This is a genomic window from Enterococcus plantarum, from assembly GCF_001730295.1.
Classification (GTDB): domain Bacteria; phylum Bacillota; class Bacilli; order Lactobacillales; family Enterococcaceae; genus Enterococcus_L; species Enterococcus_L plantarum.
The window spans coordinates 15175-34328 of the sequence record NZ_MIKA01000050.1; the positions used below are offsets into that span (position 1 = coordinate 15175).

Below are 19154 nucleotides of genomic sequence, written 5' to 3' on the forward strand. Positions count from 1 at the left end.
CCACAATTCACTCCTAAACAACCCTTAATCCCAAGAAATTAACAAAACAAACTAGAATTTCAAAAGAAAATTAGGTACAATAAAGAAGCTAGTGCTTCGGTGCTAGCAAATTGGCAACTTGTATAGAGGTGTAACGGATTTCTATACAAGGCTTCATCGTTCGGTTGCCGCCAAACGGTGAAGTGCCTTTTTGTTTTATCCAGTTTTTCATCGATTCTTAAAAATGTACCTCCCTTCAAAATTAGTTATAGGACAGAAAAAAACGGCATTGAGCAGATGCCCAATACCGTTGACAATAGTCTAATACCATATACACAACAACTAATCACACCCAGAAAAAGCAAAGATTTCCTAGAAATCTCACCTCATTTTAGGTACAATAAAGAAGCTAGTACATGTTGCTAGCACTATTGGCAACTTGTTTGGACAGTTAACGGTGTCTTAACAAGGCTTCGATCGTAAGGTTGCCGCCGAACGATTGAAGTGCCAATTTTTATTTATATGTCTTGAACAGAGGTTGGGAAGAAAACGTCTAGCTCCGAGAACCAAGTAGGTACTGTGCAACATCAACTTATTTTTCGTTGTGTTTTACAGCAATAAGAGGGAATTCACGAAAAATGTTCTTCAATTTTTTGTGAATTTCAGCTTATTTCCGAAGGAGCTGTTTTTGTACCACCGTTTATTCCAATCTCGATCCTTATTTCTATCCTACACATTTTATTATACCGAAAGACACCACCCACCGCAACGAAATTCGGCATTTCCACCCATTAAATAACACCAAAAACAGCTCCCTTATATATAAGATAAAATAACAAAAAATTTTTTTCCTCTTCAACCAATATTCACCCAAAAAAGCCCGAACTCCAGCTATGAGAAAAAACTAATAGTTCATCCCGATATTTTTGAATTATTTATTTAGCCATACTATAGTAAAAGTATAGGAGGTAAGATATAAATGAATAAAGTGCACAGAATTTCCCTGAATTATTTAGCCGTTTTGATGTTGGTGATTGCCAACTTGTTACCCGCCGCCAGTGTGTTTGCAGAAGGACTGACCAAACCAGAAGAGAATATCTTCGACTCAGAATCCTTATATATCAAAGCCGACACCAAGAAAAATGAAACGAACAACAAATTAATCGACGTAAACTACGAAGTAACGAACAAAAGCGATCAACCAATCGATCACGTAGTTCTAAAACAAAAGAACCAAAAGGATACACCAGTAAAATTCGACGCAACAACCCTAAAAAGCGACGACCAACTGGTGGCGCCTGACGATCAAATGATTCAGTTTGATCAAGCAGAAAATCAAGATGAGGGGACAGAACTAACCATCACCACGATCCAACCTCATACCACGAAACATCTGACAATCAGTGCCGAGCAAACAGATGAATCAATCCATCAGCTTGCCGTTGAAATAAATCAGGCAGACGAAAAAGTAGGGGACATCACCCTAACACTGCCAAAGAACGAACAAGAAACGAGCAGTACATCATTACAAGAAAAAGAAGCTGACACAGAAGTAGCAGAATCTCAATCAGAAGAGCTAACAACTGCTGCACCAGAAGACTCAGCAGCAACGACCTCAAAAGAAAACAATCAAGCCGCACCGAGAGCCCAAGCCATCGGACCAAGAATTGCGCCAACGCCAGGCCGTGGCTTTGATAAACCAATTTATAAAAGCATCCACAAAGGGGAATTATTCTCTACAGGAAATACCAACTTAACCCCTGTAAACGAAGCGACAGCGAGCGCTTTTTTGAATACTAGAGCGCCACTTAGTGGTCAAGCAATCAATAATTTTCAGTTGAAATTTGCGGATGTCGATGGCGATCCAACGACCTATAACTCAAGTAAAGCCTACATCGATTTAGATGGTGCCAAAGAAATCGCATGGGCAGGCTTATTTTGGAGTGCGTCCCGTTTTAAAGGCCCAGCTACAGCGACGAATATGACCGATGATGAAATCAGCGCCCCTGTTCAATTAACCACACCCAATGGAACAGTAACCCGTGTTGCCCCACAAAGATATCATCGAATTGATCAAGACGCTACCAATCCTGGGCAAGGTTTTGGGTTTAATAATACGGGCTTTTCTAACTTTGCGGATGTGACCTCGATCCTTCAAGGAGATAAAAGTGCGACTGGTGCATACACATTAGCAGATATTCCGATGACCGATTTCCTACAAGGCAAATTTCAAAGTTTCAACTTCAGTGGTTGGAGTTTATTTATCGTGACAAAAGACCAAGCCAAAAGATCCCGTGCCTTCAATGTCTATTATGGCGCTAGAGGGAACAAAGCTGGAACCAACAATGAATTTGTCATGAAAGACTTTTTAACCTCTAAACAAGGAAAATTAAACCCAATCGTGACGTGGTTTACCGTTCAAGGAGACAAATTTTTCACAGGTGACAATGCTCAAATCCAAAATAGTGCAGGAACTTGGGTCAATATCAGCAATACAATCAACCCAGTCGGTAATGTCATGAACGGAACCGTTTCAGATAACGATCAACACATGGTGGATAAATATCCGGGCAAATTTAATCCTGGTTTTCCCAACTTTTTAGATATCGATGTCGATCGTTTGACCTTACCAGAAGGGATCATCACTAACAGTCAGAAACAAATTAACTTTAAAACAACCAGTAGCGGAGATGATTACTCAACCAATGCGATTGGATTTTCAATCAATGCGGAAACACCCGAACTTGAAGTCACCAAAGAAATTATAAATCCAAAAGAAACGTATAAAATCGGGGATACCGTAACCTATCGTGTCCATCTCAAAAATACCAAAGAAAACACAGAAGCGGTCAACAGTCTTTCTAAAGACCAATTAGATAGCCGTTTAGATTATGTACCCGACAGCTTATCCATCGTAAGTGGTCCAAATGCTGGCAATAAAACAGATGCCACAGGCGATGACCAAGGGGAATACACAGCAGCCGATCGTGCAATCACGTTTCGTGTAGGAGAGGGCGCCAACGCTACACAAGGCGGTAGCTACAAAGGAACGACCGCGAAAACAGTCTACGAATTTCAAGCAAAAATCAATGATACAGCCAAAGGAGAAGAACTGATTCCAAATAGTGCCACATTCCAAGGCGTAGATTCTGCCACAAATACGATGATCGAGAACACATCCAATATCGTAGAGGTAAAAATCGCCCCAGAAGAACTGGTCGGCAAACTAGAAAGCTCAAAATCCGTCAACAATCAATCGCCAAAAATCGGCGACGAAATAGAATACACGATTCAATTTAAAAACACCGTACCAAAGGGTATTTTAAATCAAGTGACCGTGACCGATACTTTACCAAAAGGGCTAACTTATATCGAAAACAGTGTCACAAGCACAGGGCCTGATCCTAAACCAACCGCATTAACGGTTGTCAATGGCCAAGTAACCGCTGAATACCCAAAAATCGCCGATACCGAAACCCGTACCATTTCCTTTAAAGTTCGTGTCAATGAAGAAGCAGTAGTCGGACAACGGATCATCAATAAAGCAACGATCGATGATCACACGAATCCGCCAGATGAACCAGAAGTCCCAGTGACACCAATAGAAACACCGGGAGAATTAGAAAGTACCAAATCCGTCAACAATCAATCGCCGAAAATTGGGGATGAAGTCGAATATCGTTTATCTTTCCGTAACAAAATCACAAATGGTGTTTTAAACCAAGTCACAGTGACAGATAATTTACCAAAAGGGATGACCTATGTAGAAGGCAGCTTAACCAGCGAAGGCGCTGATCCGCAACCGACAAGTCTAACCATGACTGACGGAAAAGTCGTTGCAGAGTACCCAAAAATTCAAGATACAACAGTACGAACCATTGTCTTTAAAGTCAAAGTCAATGAAGAAGCTATTGTTGGACAAAAAATCGTAAACAAGATAACTGTGGATGATCATGTCAACCCGCCAGATGAACCAGAAATTCCAGTCACACCTGTTGAAACACCTGGACGATTAGATGTCACCAAATCCGTCAATGATCAAGCACCAAAAATTGGGGACGAAGTCGAATACCGTATCACATTCCGAAATAAAATCACGAACGGTGTTTTAAACCAAGTTACCGTAACGGATACTTTGCCAAAAGGGGTAACCTACGTTGAAGGCAGCTTAACCAGTGAAGGAGACGATCCAAAGCCAACAAGCTTAACCATGGAAAATGGTCAATTGACTGCTGAATACGGTATGATCAATGACACTAAAGTCCGTTCGATCGTTTTCAAAGTCAAGGTCAACGATGAAGCAAAAATTGGCGAAGCAATCGTCAATAAAGCCAAAATTGATGATCACACCAATCCGCCCGATGAACCCGAAGTGCCGATCGTGCCAGTCATCACACCAGGCGAATTGGAAAGTAGCAAATCAGTGAATAATCAATCACCAAAAATCGGGGATGAGATCGAATATCGAATTCATTTCAACAATAAAATCCCGAATGGTGTCCTAAACCAAGTCACCGTGACTGATACCTTACCAAAAGGCTTGACGTATGTAGACGGAAGTTTAACGAGTGAAGGCGCTGATCCACAACCTAAAAGTTTAACTATGGAAAATGGCAAATTAGTCGCTGAATATCCTGAAATCAAGGATACAACCATACGAACGATTAGTTTCAAAGTCACCGTAAATGCGGAAGCGGTAGTCGGACAACCAATCGTCAATAAAGCGAAAATCGATGATCATACCAATCCGCCCGATGAACCAGAAGTCCCAGTCACACCTGTTGTGACACCGGGACAATTAGACGTAACGAAATCGGTCAATCATCAAGCACCAAAAATCGGAGATGAAATCGAATACCGTATTAGTTTCCGTAATAAAGTCACAAATGGTGTAATCGATCAAGTCACTGTGACCGACACCTTGCCAAAAGGGCTGACCTATGTGGAAGGTAGTCTAACCAGTGAAGGAGCTGACCCGAAACCAACGAGCTTGATCATGGAAAATGGAAAAATGACTGCTGAATACCCAAAAATCGACGACAATACCGTCCGCTCTGTTGTGTTCAAAGTCCGTGTGAACGAAGAAGCGGTAGTCGGACAGCCAATCGTCAATAAAGCGATCATCGACGATCATACCAATCCACCAGATGAACCAGAAGTCCCAGTCACACCAGTCGAAACGCCTGGTGAATTAGAAAGTACTAAATCAGTGAATAACCAATCACCAAAAATCGGTGACGAAGTTGAATACCGTTTGTCTTTCCGTAATAAAATCACCAATGGCGTCTTAAACCAAGTGACGGTCACCGACAATTTACCAAAAGGAATGACCTATGTAGAAGGCAGCTTAACTAGCGAAGGTGCCGACCCACAGCCCACAAGTTTAACGATGACGAATGGTAAAGTCATTGCGGAATACCCAAAAATCCAAGACACAACAGTACGTACGATTGTCTTTAAAGTCAAAGTCAACGAAGAAGCCATTGTTGGGCAAAAAATCGTGAATAAGATCACCGTTGACGATCATGTCAATCCGCCCGATGAGCCTGAAATCCCAGTTGTCCCAGTCGAAACACCTGGACAATTGGACGTGACAAAATCAGTAAATGATCAAGCACCAAAAATCGGGGATGAAATCGAATACCGCATTACCTTCCGCAACAACGTCACAAATGGTGTCTTAAACCAAGTCACCGTGACCGACACGCTACCAAAAGGCGTAACATACGTAGAAGGCAGTGTGACAAGCGAAGGTGATGAGCCAAAACCAACAAGTTTAACGCTGGAAAATGGCAAACTAGTTGCTGAATATCCGAAAATCAGTGATAACAAAATCCGTTCGATTGTCTTTAAAGTCAAAGTCAACGAAGAGGCAGAAGTCGGCGAATCAATCGTAAACAAAGCCAAAATCGACGATCACACCAATCCACCGAACGAACCAGAAGTACCTGTAACACCAGTCGAAACACCAGGAGAACTAGAAAGTACGAAAACGGTGAATAATCAATCACCAAAAATCGGAGATGAAATCGAATATCGAATTCATTTCAACAATAAAATCCCTAATGGTGTTTTAAACCAAGTTACGGTCACAGATACTCTACCAAAAGGAGTAACATATGTAGAAGGCAGCTTGACCAGTGAAGGCGATGATCCCAAACCAACAAGCTTAACCATAACAAATGGCCAGTTGGTCGCAGAATACCCGAAAATCACCGACACTAACATTCGTTCGATCGTATTCAAAGTGACCATCAACGAAGAAGCCGTTATCGGACAGCCGATCATCAATAAAGCCAAAATCGATGACCACACAAATCCGCCAGATGAACCAGAAGTCCCAGTGACACCAGTAGAAACCCCTGGCGAATTAGAAAGTACGAAAACAGTTAATAACCAAGCACCGAAAATTGGGGAAGAAATCGAATATCGAATCAATTTCAATAACAAAATAGCGAAAGGTGTTTTAAACCAAGTCACCGTCACCGATGTGTTACCAAAAGGCTTAACGTATGTGGAAGGTAGTTTAACCAGTGAGGGCGATGAGCCAAAACCGACAAGCTTAACCATGACAAATGGCAAACTAGTCGCAGAATACCCAACAATCAGCGATACCAAAACACGCTCCATCGTGTTCAAAGTGACGGTCAACGAAGAAGCCGTAGTTGGACAGCCAATCATCAACAAAGCGAAAATCGATGACCACACAAATCCACCCGATGAGCCAGAAGTTCCCGTGACACCAGCGGAAATACCAGGGGAATTAGAAAGTACGAAAACAGTCAATAACCAAGCACCAAAAATCGGTGAAGAAATCGAATACCGTATCACGTTCCGTAACAAAATCACTAATGGTATTTTAAACCAAGTCACCGTCACGGATACCCTACCAAAAGGCGTGACCTATGTAGAAAACAGTGTGAAAAGTGAGGGCGATGAGCCAAAACCGACAAGCTTAACGGTAAAAGACGGCAAACTAACCGCTGAATACCCAACAATCAGTGATACAAAAACCCGTTCCATCGTGTTCAAAGTGACGGTCAACGAAGAAGCAGTAGTTGGTCAACCCATCATCAATAAAGCGAAAATCGATGATCACACGAATCCACCTGATGAACCCGAAGTACCCGTGACACCAGAACAATCTGTAGGAAAACTAGAAAGCGTGAAAACAGTCAATAAAAAGACCGTTAAAATCGGTGAAGAAATCGAATACCGCATCAGTTTCCGCAATACGGTAGAAAATAGCCTATTGAATCAAGTCACAGTCACAGACGACCTACCAAAAGGGTTGACCTATGTAGAAAACAGCGTGAAAAGTGAAGGGGACGAACCAAAACCAACAAGCTTAACGGTAAAAGATGGAAAAGTAATCGCTGAATACCCAACAATCAGCGACACGAAACCCCGTTCTATAGTGTTTAGAGTCAAAATCAATAAAGAAGCCGCTATAGGAAAACAAATCAAAAACATAGCAATCGTTGACGACCACATCAATCCACCAGATAAACCCGAAGTACCAGTCGTGCCAGAAAAAGAAGTTCCGAAAAAACCAGATCTTCCAAAGGCAGGAGAAGCATTATCGAATGCCGCGGTATTTATTGGGTTGGCAATGTTAGCAACGGTAATCTTGGCAAATGTGGAGCAGAAGAAAAAGGATAGAAAATGACAGTACGAATAAAATAAGAATAGAAAGCAGGAAAAACGTATAATTAAGTTTTTCCTGCTTTTTTCTTTGAAAGAGTAGTAGTTTTAGATCGTAATCAACTATTCTAGATGAGGATGAATCTGCGGAATGAAACTCTTTTTAGTACAATTTATAGAAACTAAATTTCAATCCTAATTCTTTATTTATAATTTTATTTTTCTTAATAGTCTGAACAAAAAATACTTTAATCGTTTTATGTTCAATTTATTAAACCAGTGGTTGAGAGCCTATTATCTGTGTCTCAACTACTGACACTATATAGTGAGTAAAATGAGCAGCGAAACTATTCAGGAGTCAAAAGTAGAAGGTAGAAAATACGAGCATAAAAAAAGTAGCATAAAACGATGAAGTTTTACGCTACTTTTTTATATTTCTATTTAAAATAAACACACACACACTCAGGTGCATAAACATCTTTTTGGATCATTTCTAAAAGACCAGTTTCTTCATCACGGCGATAAAGCGTTACGTTATCTGTATTTTGATTCGCTGCAACCACAAATTTTTCTGTAGGATCTAAATCAAAGTCCCTTGGAATTTCGCCTTCGGTGGAAATCAATTGCGCACGCTCTACCTTGCGTCCCTCTTCAGAAGTAGCAAAAACGGCAATTGAATCGTGTCCACGATTTGAGGCATAGACAAAACGACCATCTTCTGAAATACGAATCGCAGCACCGCCGTTAAATTCATTAAAACCATCAGGTAAAGTCGACACTTTTTGAATTTGTTCAAAGGAACCGTCTGCAGCATTATAAGCCAAAACAGTCACCGTACTATCTAATTCACCAAACAAATAAGCGACTTGATTATTCGGATGGAAAACCAAATGACGGGGGCCTGTTCCAGGTTCTGCAACATATTGAGCTACCTCAGATAATGTACCTTCCTCACTAACATCATACGTATACACACGATCCGTACCAAGATCACAAACAGCCAAACGGCGATCAGGAGTTAAATCCGTATAATGAACATGAGCATTGTCTTGGTTTTCATGGGGACCAGTCGCTTCATCATGTACGATTTTATCTGTATCCTCTAATTGTCCATCTGCTAAAATGCGATAAACATGAACAATACCTTGATGATAATTTGCACCAAAAACAAGTTGTTTTTCTTCATCAATCGCTACATAACATGGAGGAGCGCCAGCTTCGGTTACTTTATTTAGCAACTCAAAGTGTCCGTCGTTGTTTTTGTACGCTGCCATGCCCCCTTCACCATCAACAGAAGTAACATTGAATAGGTCCCCTTTTTGATCTGTAGCCAAGTATGTCGGGCTCGTTTCTTCTACTAATAAAGTTGCATTTGAAAGAGTTTCTTTCTCAGTATCTAATGTGATTTGGTAAATTCCTTTACTATCTCTACGTGTATAAGTCCCTAATAAAATTTGTTCAAGCATGAAATTCCCTCCAGTTTTTTACTGTTAATTGAAACGTAACAGCAATTGATTTTTCTTCTTTTAGTATACCATAAGAATTCATTTATTTATCAAATCTTTATAAATCCAATGTTCGCATTTTCACTTGATTTATGCTATTATATTTTAAGACTGTAACGACAGTCATTTTTAATTTTAGAGGGGTGACACGCATGTACGATAACACAAATAGCAACAATGGTGCAGTTCGCTGTTCATTTTGTGGTAAAACACAAGAAGAAGTGAAAAAAATCGTTGCAGGACCAGGTGTCTATATTTGTAATGAATGTATCGACTTATGTAAAGAGATTATTGATGAAGAATTTTACGACGAAGCCGTACGTGAACTAACGGATGTCCCAAAACCCCAAGAAATTTTGGAAGTCTTAAACGAATATGTAATTGGACAAGATCAGGCAAAACGCTCACTAGCAGTGGCTGTCTATAATCACTATAAACGTGTAAATCAATCAGAAAATTCAAGCTCTGAAGAAGTGGAACTACAAAAGAGCAATATTTGTTTAATTGGCCCAACGGGTTCTGGGAAAACATTTTTAGCCCAAACATTGGCTAGAACATTGAATGTACCATTTGCAATTGCAGACGCGACTAGTTTAACTGAAGCAGGATATGTGGGAGAAGATGTAGAGAATATTCTCTTAAAACTATTACAATCTGCTGATTTTAACGTAGAACGTGCTGAAAAAGGAATCATCTACATTGATGAGATCGACAAAATTGCCCGTAAGAGCGAAAATGTATCGATCACAAGAGATGTATCAGGCGAAGGTGTACAACAAGCATTGCTTAAAATCTTGGAAGGAACAGTTGCTAGCGTACCACCGCAAGGCGGACGCAAACACCCGCATCAAGAATTTATCCAAATCGACACCACTAATGTCCTGTTTATTGTCGGCGGAGCTTTTGACGGTATCGAGAATATGGTCAAAAATCGCCTAGGCGAAAAAACAATCGGTTTTGGGACTCAAAACAGCAAACTGAACGAAGACGAAAGCGTTATGCAACAAATCATTCCAGAAGATCTTTTGAAATTTGGATTGATTCCTGAGTTTATTGGACGCTTACCAGTGACTGCTGCGTTAGAGAAGTTGACAACGGATGATTTGGTTCGTATTTTGACAGAACCAAAAAATGCATTAGTCAAACAATATCAAAAACTATTATCGTTAGATGATACAGAATTAGAATTTGAGCCAGAAGCATTACGTGCGATCGCGAATAAAGCAATTGAACGAAATACAGGAGCTCGTGGCTTACGCTCGATCATCGAAGAAATCATGATGGATGTCATGTTTGACGTACCATCAGATGATTCGATCGAAAAAGTCATTATTACAGAAATGGCTGTTGATGGCACTGGTAAACCAGCAATTGTTTATAATAAAAAAGACAAAAAAGCTGGTTAATTTTAAAAGACTAAAAAGTAGAGATGCGTCTCTACTTTTTTACTGATTTTATAAAACAAGGTATTTAGTTTTACGAGCTAGTCACTAGCTTCTAGTTGGATAGTGATCTTAGGAAAAAGTTCGTTCAGCTTTTACACTTAGGAGGTTAGTAAAATGAATGTTCATAATGCAGAAATTATCATCAGTGCCGTCTCACCAAAACAATATCCAGAAACAGAACTTCCAGAAATTGCTTTAGCGGGTCGTTCCAATGTTGGTAAATCATCTTTCATCAACACACTGATCAATCGAAAAAATCTAGCTAGAACTTCTGGAAAACCAGGGAAGACTCAAACGCTGAATTTTTATTTGATTGAAGAGGCGTTGCACTTTGTCGATGTTCCAGGATATGGGTATGCGAAAGTGTCGAAAACGGAACGAGCGAAATGGGGCGAGATGATCGAAACGTATATGACGACAAGAGAACAATTGAAAGCCGTTGTTTCTTTAGTTGATTTACGTCATGCGCCGACACAGGAAGATATTCAAATGTATGAGTTTTTAAAATACTATGAGATTCCAGTAATTGTTGTAGCGACTAAAAAAGATAAAATCCCTCGCGGAAAATGGAACAAGCATGAAAGTGTTATCAAAAAAGCCCTAAACTTTGATAAATCTGATGATTTCATTCTTTTTTCTTCACAAACAAAAGAAGGGAAAGAAGAAGCATGGCAAGCCATTGAAAAGTATTTATAAAAAAAGCATTGACCTCTCCAAATTTTGGGAGACGTCAACGCTTTTTTTATTGTTCTTTTTTCTTTTGTTCTGTTTGTTCAGCTTTAGCTGCTTGTTTTTCTAATTCTTCTTTTGGCATTTCGACTTTTTTTGGATCTACTGCAAAAGAATCGAATAATTTATCTAAATCATTTGTACGTTCAAATTTTAAGCCCATCGTTTCGTTGCTCCATTTCGTTTTAGATTGAATGCAGCCGAATCAAACAATATATACCAGCAGTGTATACTTATTGAGGATAAGAAACAAGACTGGATGTTACTGTTGTCTCTGCCTTTTCTCTAGTTTAGCATCCTTTTAGAAATTTGAATAGTTTTCTTTTTCAACCGTTGCAAATTTTTATAAAAATAGTTTTACCTTCAATTTGTAAACTTGCATTCGATTACAAAACAAGGTATAGTTTTTTCGGATAGAGAAAAGAGGGACGAAATGGCAGGGAATATTTTTATCGGAATGGTTCGTGGCTATCAGCGCTTTATTTCCCCAGGGCTTCCAGCTAGTTGCCGCTATCACCCGACGTGTTCACAATACATGATCGATGCTATTCAGACGCATGGCAGTATTAAGGGAATTACCATGGGGACAGCGAGATTTTTACGATGTCATCCACTGACTAAAGGTGGAATCGACTATGTACCGTTGAAGTTTAGTTTAAAAAGAAATCCGGACCAGGAATATCACGGTCCCTACAATTATAGAAGAGACAAAAAGAATAAATAAATGAAGGTGGGGTTACGGGATGGCAATTTTGGCATTTGACTTTGGCGGTTCAGCAGTAAAATATGGGATTTGGAACGGCCAAGAAATAAGGGATAAAGGAAACTTTACAACACCTAAAACATGGGATGAAATGAAAGCGTCATTATTCGCTGTTTATAACGAGATCAATCAGACAATTGAAGGGGTAGCTATTAGTGCACCTGGTGTAGTAGATGTTGAAAAACAAATGATCAACGGAATTTCGGCAATTCCTTATATTCATAGATTCAATATTTATAAAGAATTGGAAGCGTTATTTGAGTTGCCAGTCTCAATCGAAAACGATGCGAATTGTGCAGGAATGGCAGAAATATACGAAGGTGCTGCGAAAGGGAAACAAGAAGTGGCGTTTGTTGTGATTGGAACGGGTATTGGTGGGGCGATTTTTCATAAAGGAAAAATTGTAAAAGGCGCTCATCTTTATGGTGGTGAATTTGGATTAATGTACCTAAGTGGTGGTGAGACCTTTAGTAAACTAGGGACTGCTGTTCAAATGGCTTGGCGTTATTGCGAACGCAAGGGTGTAGAGAAAGAGACGTACACTGGGGAAGATGTGTTTGCATTGGCAGAGTCTGGGGATAAATTGGCGATAGAAGAAGTGAATAATTTTTATGAGTATGTGACACAAGGATTGTTTAGTATTCAATTTTCCCTTGATCCAGAGATGATTGTTTTAGGCGGAGGTGTCTCAGCTAAAAAAGGCTTACTAGAGGAAATCAATCGTCGAATGAAAGAAAAACTAGCGCATTTTGAATTAAATGATTTTATCCCGCAAATCGTAACGTGTCAATACAAAAATGATGCAAATCTGATTGGAGCTGCAGCTATTTTTATAGCAATTCAAAAAAATAGAGAGGAAACGATGGGGACAGACTGATGTTTTCTACTAGAATTTAAAATCGACTATCAGGCTAAAAAGAATGTGAAAAAAGGTGAATCAGGCACGAGGCAGTAAAACTAAATTGGTTTTACTGCTCTTTTTTGTCTTCCTTAGTTAATAATAAAAGACTTATTATTAATTATTTGTTACAATGAGTATAGTGATAAGAAAGAAGGAGATAGAATGAAACGAAATAGTTTGGGGATTGTCGGGATAATTGCGTTATTTACCCTTTCTGCTTGCGCAGTACAAGAACAGACCGCAACCTTTGTTCTAAAACAAGAAGACGAACAGGTAAAAGTTCAAAATATTCACAAGAAAGATGCGTTATTAAAGCAAAAAATTATAACAACGATTCAGTACAAAACAATGGGCATATCAACTAAAACAAAAGCAAAGAAGCTATTAGAGCCTAGTGAAAAATTGTACGCCAATAAAAAGGGAATTCACTATACGATTGATTTTACTGAAAAAGCAGCCGTAGAAACCATTGAAGTGGACTTGAAAAAAGTATCAACCAAAGATGCCAAGGAAATCTCGCTTATTTCGTTGCCAAATGAATCATTTGCTAGTGCAAGTGAAGAGGCAAATGAAGCGCAACTTATAAAGTTAGGGTTTAAAAAAGAAAAGTAGAAAAGGAGAAGAAGAATGAAAAAGTCAGTAGTTGTCAAAGGATTAATCGTAGGGGCTCTGGGATTAGTTAGCGTATATGGAACCGCTGCTTTCGCGGAAGAAAGCAACAGCACAGAGGCTATTCCAGAACAAACAGTAAAAGTTGCAGAAGACAGTGAGCCAACCGCGCTTGTTGTGAACGCAGAAAAGAAAGAGTTAAAAGAAGGACAAACACAACAACTAACAGCTGTATTCACGCCAGAAAATAGTACAGCTAACCTTACTTGGACATCCAGTGATGAAGCGTTAGCAACTGTTTCTGAAACAGGAGTGGTTACGGCTCTCAAAGCTGGGACTGTAACGATCACAGCCAAAACAGAAAGTGGATTAAGTGGAGAAGTGGTAATAACCATCAAAAAAGTGGAAGGGATATATGGTACAGTGCCTTGGGAATGGGATGCAGAGAGCCAGACACTTACCTTTGGAGGTGGAGAACTTCCAAATACTGAACACAGGACAAGTATATATTTTAAAATAGAATCTTTTAGAATTTTAGAAGGGGCGAGAATCAAACACATAAAATTCACTGAGCCAGTTACAGCTAATTCCTCGACAAATAGTATGTTTTCATATTTGTCTTATTTAGAAACAATAGAAGGGGCAGGTTTTATTGATACAAGTGGTGTGACGGATATGAGTTCCATGTTTGTAAATACTTATAATTTGACAGATATAGATGTGAGCAAATGGGATACAATAAATGTGAGAAACATGAGTGGCATGTTTTCTGGTGCTAAAAGTCTATCAAAATTAGATGTAGACCAATGGAATACAAGTAAAGTGACGAATATGAATTCCATGTTTTCTTATACTTCAAATCTGACAAATATAGATGTAAGTGAATGGGATACGATTAATGTGATAAACATGTCTTTAATGTTTTCTAATGCGAAAAGCTTAACGAGCTTAAATACAACTAATTGGAATACAAGTAAAGTGACGACTATGGAGTCCATGTTTTCTGATAGTTCAAAACTGATAAATGTAGATGTAAGTGGCTGGGATACAGGAAAAGTGACCACTATGTCTTCAATGTTTTCAGGTGCGTCAAGCTTAACAGAATTGGATATATCAGACTGGGATACAAGAAGTGTTACGAACATGTCTTCAATGTTTTCAGGTGCCTCAAGCTTAACAGAATTAGATATGTTGGAGTGGGTTACAGGAAAAGTGACGAGCATGTTTTCAATGTTTTATAATGCTTCCAGCTTGAAAACGTTGAATATATCTGGTTGGAATACAGAAAATGTAACGACTATGTCTTCAATGTTTTCTGGCACTACAAAGTTAACTGACTTAGATATCAGTGATTGGAATGTAAGTAATGTTCGGTATATGGACCGTATGTTTCAGTCAAGTGGTATATCAGGTTTAAATGTGATCGATTGGGATACGAGTAAAGTAATAGATATGGAGTCTATGTTTAGTCAAGTAACGAATTTGAGCAAATTAGATTTGAATACTTGGAACATAACCAAAACGACAAATATGACGAACATGTTTGCCTACGCACGTAACCTTTATGAGTTGAATATAAGTAATTGGGACACGAGTAATGTATCGTCAATTGAGAGTATTTTTTATAAAACAGATTCGTTAGATGTGTTGATTCTAGGTCCTAATTTTAAGCCTACACCATCAACTAATTTACCAAGGAAAAAAGTAGAACCATACACTGGAAGATGGCTCTTAGATTCTTCAGAAGCTGAGAATAGCTATGACAGCAGTGCAAGGCTTATGGCAAATTATGATGGAACGAAACCGGGAAAATACATCCGCGAAATGAAAACAGGTTTTGAGGTAACCGGAATAGAGTTAACACCTTCCGCTTTAAACCTAACGATTTCTGAAGAAAGCCAATTACAAGCAAAAGTCCTTCCAGAAAATGCAACGAATAAAAAAGTTACGTATTCTGTTGCTGACGCTTCTATTGCTTCTGTCTCACAGGAAGGCGCTGTAACTGGATTAAAATCAGGTACCACAGAAATTACCGCGTTAACAGAAAACGGTGGCTTCAAAGCAACAACTACTGTAAATGTTTCTGCAAATAGTTCACTGATTTTAGATCCATTTTATCTTGGATTAGATGACTTTATTACAGGGGAAATCGACCCAGCATTAAGCCCTAAAAACGCCCAACTATGGGTCAATGATCAGTTGATTTCCACAACAGCGATTTTTAGTGATGGAATTTTTGAACTAGATACAGAAGAAACCATTACGAAGACAACAGATAAAGTAAAAATCGTTATTTTAGATAGCAAAAATGAAGAAATCAATCGTGGCATGGTCAAAGTTGAAGAAATTGACTATGAGTTGACGGTAAATGACTATGTTTTATCAGAAGACACAGTCGTTTCAGGCAAGACTGATTATTTCCATACACATGTCGCATTGGTCATCAACGGAAAAGAAATTGAACGAAAATTATTAACCTCCAACCGTCAATTTTCATTCGATGTAGAAGGGCTAATTGAACAAGAGAGTGATAAAGTTGAAGTTGTAGGGTATCGTTATAGTACAGAAATCACACGTCAAAACGTTACAGTTCAACCCGCTAAGGTGGAAATGGTGCTGGATACCTACAAGCTGGACACGCCCTACGTAACAGGGAAAGTCACTGGTAAATCAGCAAGTAGTGTTCGGTTATATGTCAAGCGAAGACGTCAAGAAACAGTGAAAATTGCAGAGGACGGCACATTTAAATTATTAGGAGTAGGGATTCTTTCTCCTACAAATAAAGTGGAAGTAGCAGTGCTAAACGAACAGGGAATTGAAGTATTGCGGACGCCTGTCAGTATTACCCAATAGGAATGGATGACTACGATGCAATGAAATGGCAGTAAATAATTTTTAGTGTAGAATAGGGATCATCTTGTCGTGCCTTTTGTCAGTTTTGTTATGACAGAAAATGAACGATAAGTTTGATCCCTTATTAAGCTTTCTCCTATACATTACTTTAGATACAGAATGGTGATAAACGATTGCTACTTTTCCTAGAATTTATGAGTAGTTGAAATAGATTCTCAAATGAAAGAAAAATAAACGTAAAAATATCGAGAGCTTCAGTTGTAAAATAGAGGAATTAACGCATAATAATTTGAATTATAGGAATTTTCTGAAAATTAATTGACATTTCTTTTATTATTGATTATATTTGTATACATACTTCTTTAATAATTATTTATACAAAGAAAATTATCCGGCTCTACGAATTCGTTCAGCTTTAAAATCATCTAGCTTTTTGTGGTAGCTCTTCGAGAAAAAGAAAAAGCTGATTGTGGTGACATGCATCACATTCTATTTTTCCTATTTTCCAGTTAGATCTGACCAACACAACAAGCTTTAAAATCAAAGGAGGAAACAAAATGAAGAAATTTAGTTTTTTATTTGCTAGTCTATTTTTACTAGCAGCATGTGGACCAGCAGCTGGTGGGGGCGCAAGCAGTGATGGAAATAAGGTTGAAGGCGATACAATCAAAATAGGGATGAACATGGAACTTTCTGGGGATGTTTCAGCGTACGGGAATGCTGAAAAAGAAGGAATCGCATTGGCAGTTGAAGAAATCAACGAAGCAGGCGGCGTGTTAGGTAAAAAATTAGAGTTGATTGAAAAAGACAACAAATCTGAAAATGGCGAAGCAACGTCAGTAGCAGCCAATTTAACGTCAAAAGATAAAGTTGTTGCAGTCGTTGGACCAGCGACATCTGGTGCGACAAAAGCGACAATTCCAAATATGACCAAAGCAGCAGTTCCGGTGATCACACCTTCAGCTACAGATGACAGCATCACTGTTGTAAACGATAAAGTCCAAGAATACATTTTCAGAGCTTGTTTCCAAGATACGTTCCAAGGAGTCATCTTAGCAAATTTCGCTCAAGATAATTTAAAAGCAAAAAATGTAGTGATCATTGGGGATAATTCAAGTGATTACGCGATTGGTTTAACGAAATCATTTAAAGAGACGTTTAAAGGCAAGATTGCCAAAGAAGAAACATTTACTGCTGGTGACAAAGATTTCCAAGCAATTTTAACAAAAATCAAAGACCTTGATTATGATGCGATCTACATTCCAGGATATTATGCAGAAGCTGGCTTGATCATCAAGCAAGCACGTGAAATGGGCATCGATAAACCAATTTTAGGTGCTGACGGATTTGGCGATGAAAAATTAGTTGAAATCGCTGGAGCAAAAAATGTTTCTGATGTGTATTACACAGGTCACTTCTCAGAAAAAGCACCAGCTACAGACAAAGTAAAACCATTTGTAGAATCATTTAAGAAAAAATACTCTAAACAACCATCTGCTTTTAACGCGTTAGGTTATGATTCTGTTTATATGTTAAAACAAGCGATGGAAGACAAAGATTCAGCTGATTCAAAAGACATCACAGCAGGATTAGCCTCATTAAAAGATTTTGTCGGTGTTACAGGAAAAATGACGATGGACAAAGATCATAATCCTGAAAAATCAGCTGTAGTATTAGGCTTAACAGATGGAAAAGAAACATCTGCGGATGCCGTAAATCCTTAAGTTGAAAAACGATCTATATGTAACTTAAAGAGGGTGAGACAAGGTTCCACGTTTTGTCCCTCCTCTTTTTTCTTTAATCAAACAGTAATTATTCTAAAATATTGGAAGTGATAAACATGGAAGTAGTTATCCAACAACTAGTAAATGGGCTTTTTCTAGGAAGTATTTATGCTCTGTTGGCATTGGGCTATACAATGGTTTACGGGATCATTAAATTGATCAACTTTGCGCATGGTGAAATTTATATGTTGGGCAGTTTTATGGGGTATTTCTTTATTAACAAATTGAATTTAGGCTTTTTCCCAGCGTTGATTCTATCTATGGTAGGTGCTGCTGTAATCGGTGTGGTCATTGAATTTTTAGCATACAGACCGTTAAGAAAATCAACAAGAATTGCGGCTTTGATCACAGCGATTGGGGTTTCCTTTTTACTACAAAACGGGATGATTTATTGGCTAGGTCCTGAAAAAAAATCATTTCCGCAAGCAATTGAATTTAAAAATTATCAATTAGGTTTTATTCAAATCTCAAATATTCAAGTTCTTATTTTAGTTATTTCATTAGTATTGATGATTGCGCTCCAATTGATTGTTAAAAAGACAAAAATGGGTAAAGCAATGCGGGCAGTTTCAGTTGATGCAGATGCGGCCCAATTGATGGGGATCAATGTGAATCGTACGATTTCATTTACCTTTGCTTTAGGCTCTGCTTTAGCGGCGGCAGCGGGCATGCTGATTGGACTTTACTATAATTCGATTGATCCGATGATGGGCGTTGTCCCAGGGCTAAAATCTTTCGTTGCGGCGGTTTTAGGCGGAATTGGGATTATACCAGGAGCGGCACTTGGTGGCTTTGTGATCGGGTTACTAGAAACAATCACGATTGCGCTTGGTTTTTCAGATTATAAAGATGCGGTTGTATATGCGTTGTTGATTATTATTTTATTGATTCGTCCTGCTGGAATACTTGGCAAGAATATCAAAGAGAAAGTGTAGGTGGCAA

The 19154-nt window shown here is 38.8% G+C and carries 11 protein-coding genes; 9 read left to right on the forward strand and 2 right to left on the reverse strand.

What is annotated here, in order from left to right; translation table 11 throughout:
• The first annotated feature begins 958 nt into the window (after positions 1-958).
• The gene (locus BCR22_RS14285) at positions 959-7648 is read left to right on the forward strand and encodes an isopeptide-forming domain-containing fimbrial protein (RefSeq protein WP_069655555.1); all 6690 of its coding nucleotides are present in this window, start codon (positions 959-961) and stop codon (positions 7646-7648) included.
• 412 nt (positions 7649-8060) lie between these two features.
• On the opposite strand, the gene BCR22_RS14290 is transcribed toward BCR22_RS14285, so the two are convergent.
• Positions 8061-9089 carry a lactonase family protein gene (locus tag BCR22_RS14290; RefSeq protein ID WP_069655556.1) on the reverse strand — a complete coding sequence of 343 codons (1029 nt, stop codon included), beginning with the start codon at positions 9087-9089 and terminating at the stop codon, positions 8061-8063.
• A gap of 191 nt (positions 9090-9280) precedes the next feature.
• Here BCR22_RS14290 and clpX point away from each other — a divergent pair, with 191 nt between their 5' ends.
• Complete coding sequence (gene clpX, locus BCR22_RS14295) at positions 9281-10534, forward strand: ATP-dependent Clp protease ATP-binding subunit ClpX (RefSeq protein WP_069655557.1); 1254 nt, start codon at positions 9281-9283, stop codon at positions 10532-10534.
• Between the two features lie 153 nt (positions 10535-10687).
• The gene (yihA, locus tag BCR22_RS14300) at positions 10688-11269 is read left to right on the forward strand and encodes a ribosome biogenesis GTP-binding protein YihA/YsxC (RefSeq protein WP_069655558.1); all 582 of its coding nucleotides are present in this window, start codon (positions 10688-10690) and stop codon (positions 11267-11269) included.
• A gap of 46 nt (positions 11270-11315) precedes the next feature.
• Here the strand turns inward: yihA and BCR22_RS15535 are convergent, their stop codons facing one another.
• A complete protein-coding gene (locus BCR22_RS15535) occupies positions 11316-11465 on the reverse strand; it encodes an SPJ_0845 family protein (RefSeq protein ID WP_167351544.1) in 150 nt (49 codons plus the stop codon).
• Positions 11466-11735: 270 nt separating this feature from the next.
• Between BCR22_RS15535 and yidD the strand changes: the two genes are divergently transcribed.
• The 6 genes from yidD (at position 11736) to BCR22_RS14330 (ending at position 19147) form a co-directional block, all read left to right on the forward strand.
• On the forward strand, positions 11736-12026 hold the full coding sequence (yidD, locus tag BCR22_RS14305; RefSeq protein WP_069655559.1) for a membrane protein insertion efficiency factor YidD: 291 nt from the start codon (positions 11736-11738) through the stop codon (positions 12024-12026).
• Between the two features lie 19 nt (positions 12027-12045).
• Entirely contained in the window at positions 12046-12942 is an 897-nt protein-coding gene (locus tag BCR22_RS14310; protein WP_069655560.1) for an ROK family protein, read from the forward strand.
• A 186-nt stretch (positions 12943-13128) separates the two neighbouring features.
• Positions 13129-13578 (forward strand): DUF1307 domain-containing protein, encoded by a 450-nt coding sequence (locus BCR22_RS14315; RefSeq protein WP_069655561.1) that lies wholly within the window; start codon positions 13129-13131, stop codon positions 13576-13578.
• A 15-nt stretch (positions 13579-13593) separates the two neighbouring features.
• A complete protein-coding gene (locus tag BCR22_RS14320; protein ID WP_069655562.1) occupies positions 13594-16428 on the forward strand; it encodes a BspA family leucine-rich repeat surface protein in 2835 nt (944 codons plus the stop codon).
• Positions 16429-16985: 557 nt separating this feature from the next.
• Positions 16986-18152, forward strand: coding sequence for an ABC transporter substrate-binding protein (locus BCR22_RS14325; RefSeq protein ID WP_069655563.1), 1167 nt, complete (start codon positions 16986-16988; stop codon positions 18150-18152).
• A 116-nt stretch (positions 18153-18268) separates the two neighbouring features.
• Entirely contained in the window at positions 18269-19147 is an 879-nt protein-coding gene (locus tag BCR22_RS14330; RefSeq protein ID WP_069655564.1) for a branched-chain amino acid ABC transporter permease, read from the forward strand.
• The last annotated feature ends 7 nt before the right edge of the window (positions 19148-19154 follow it).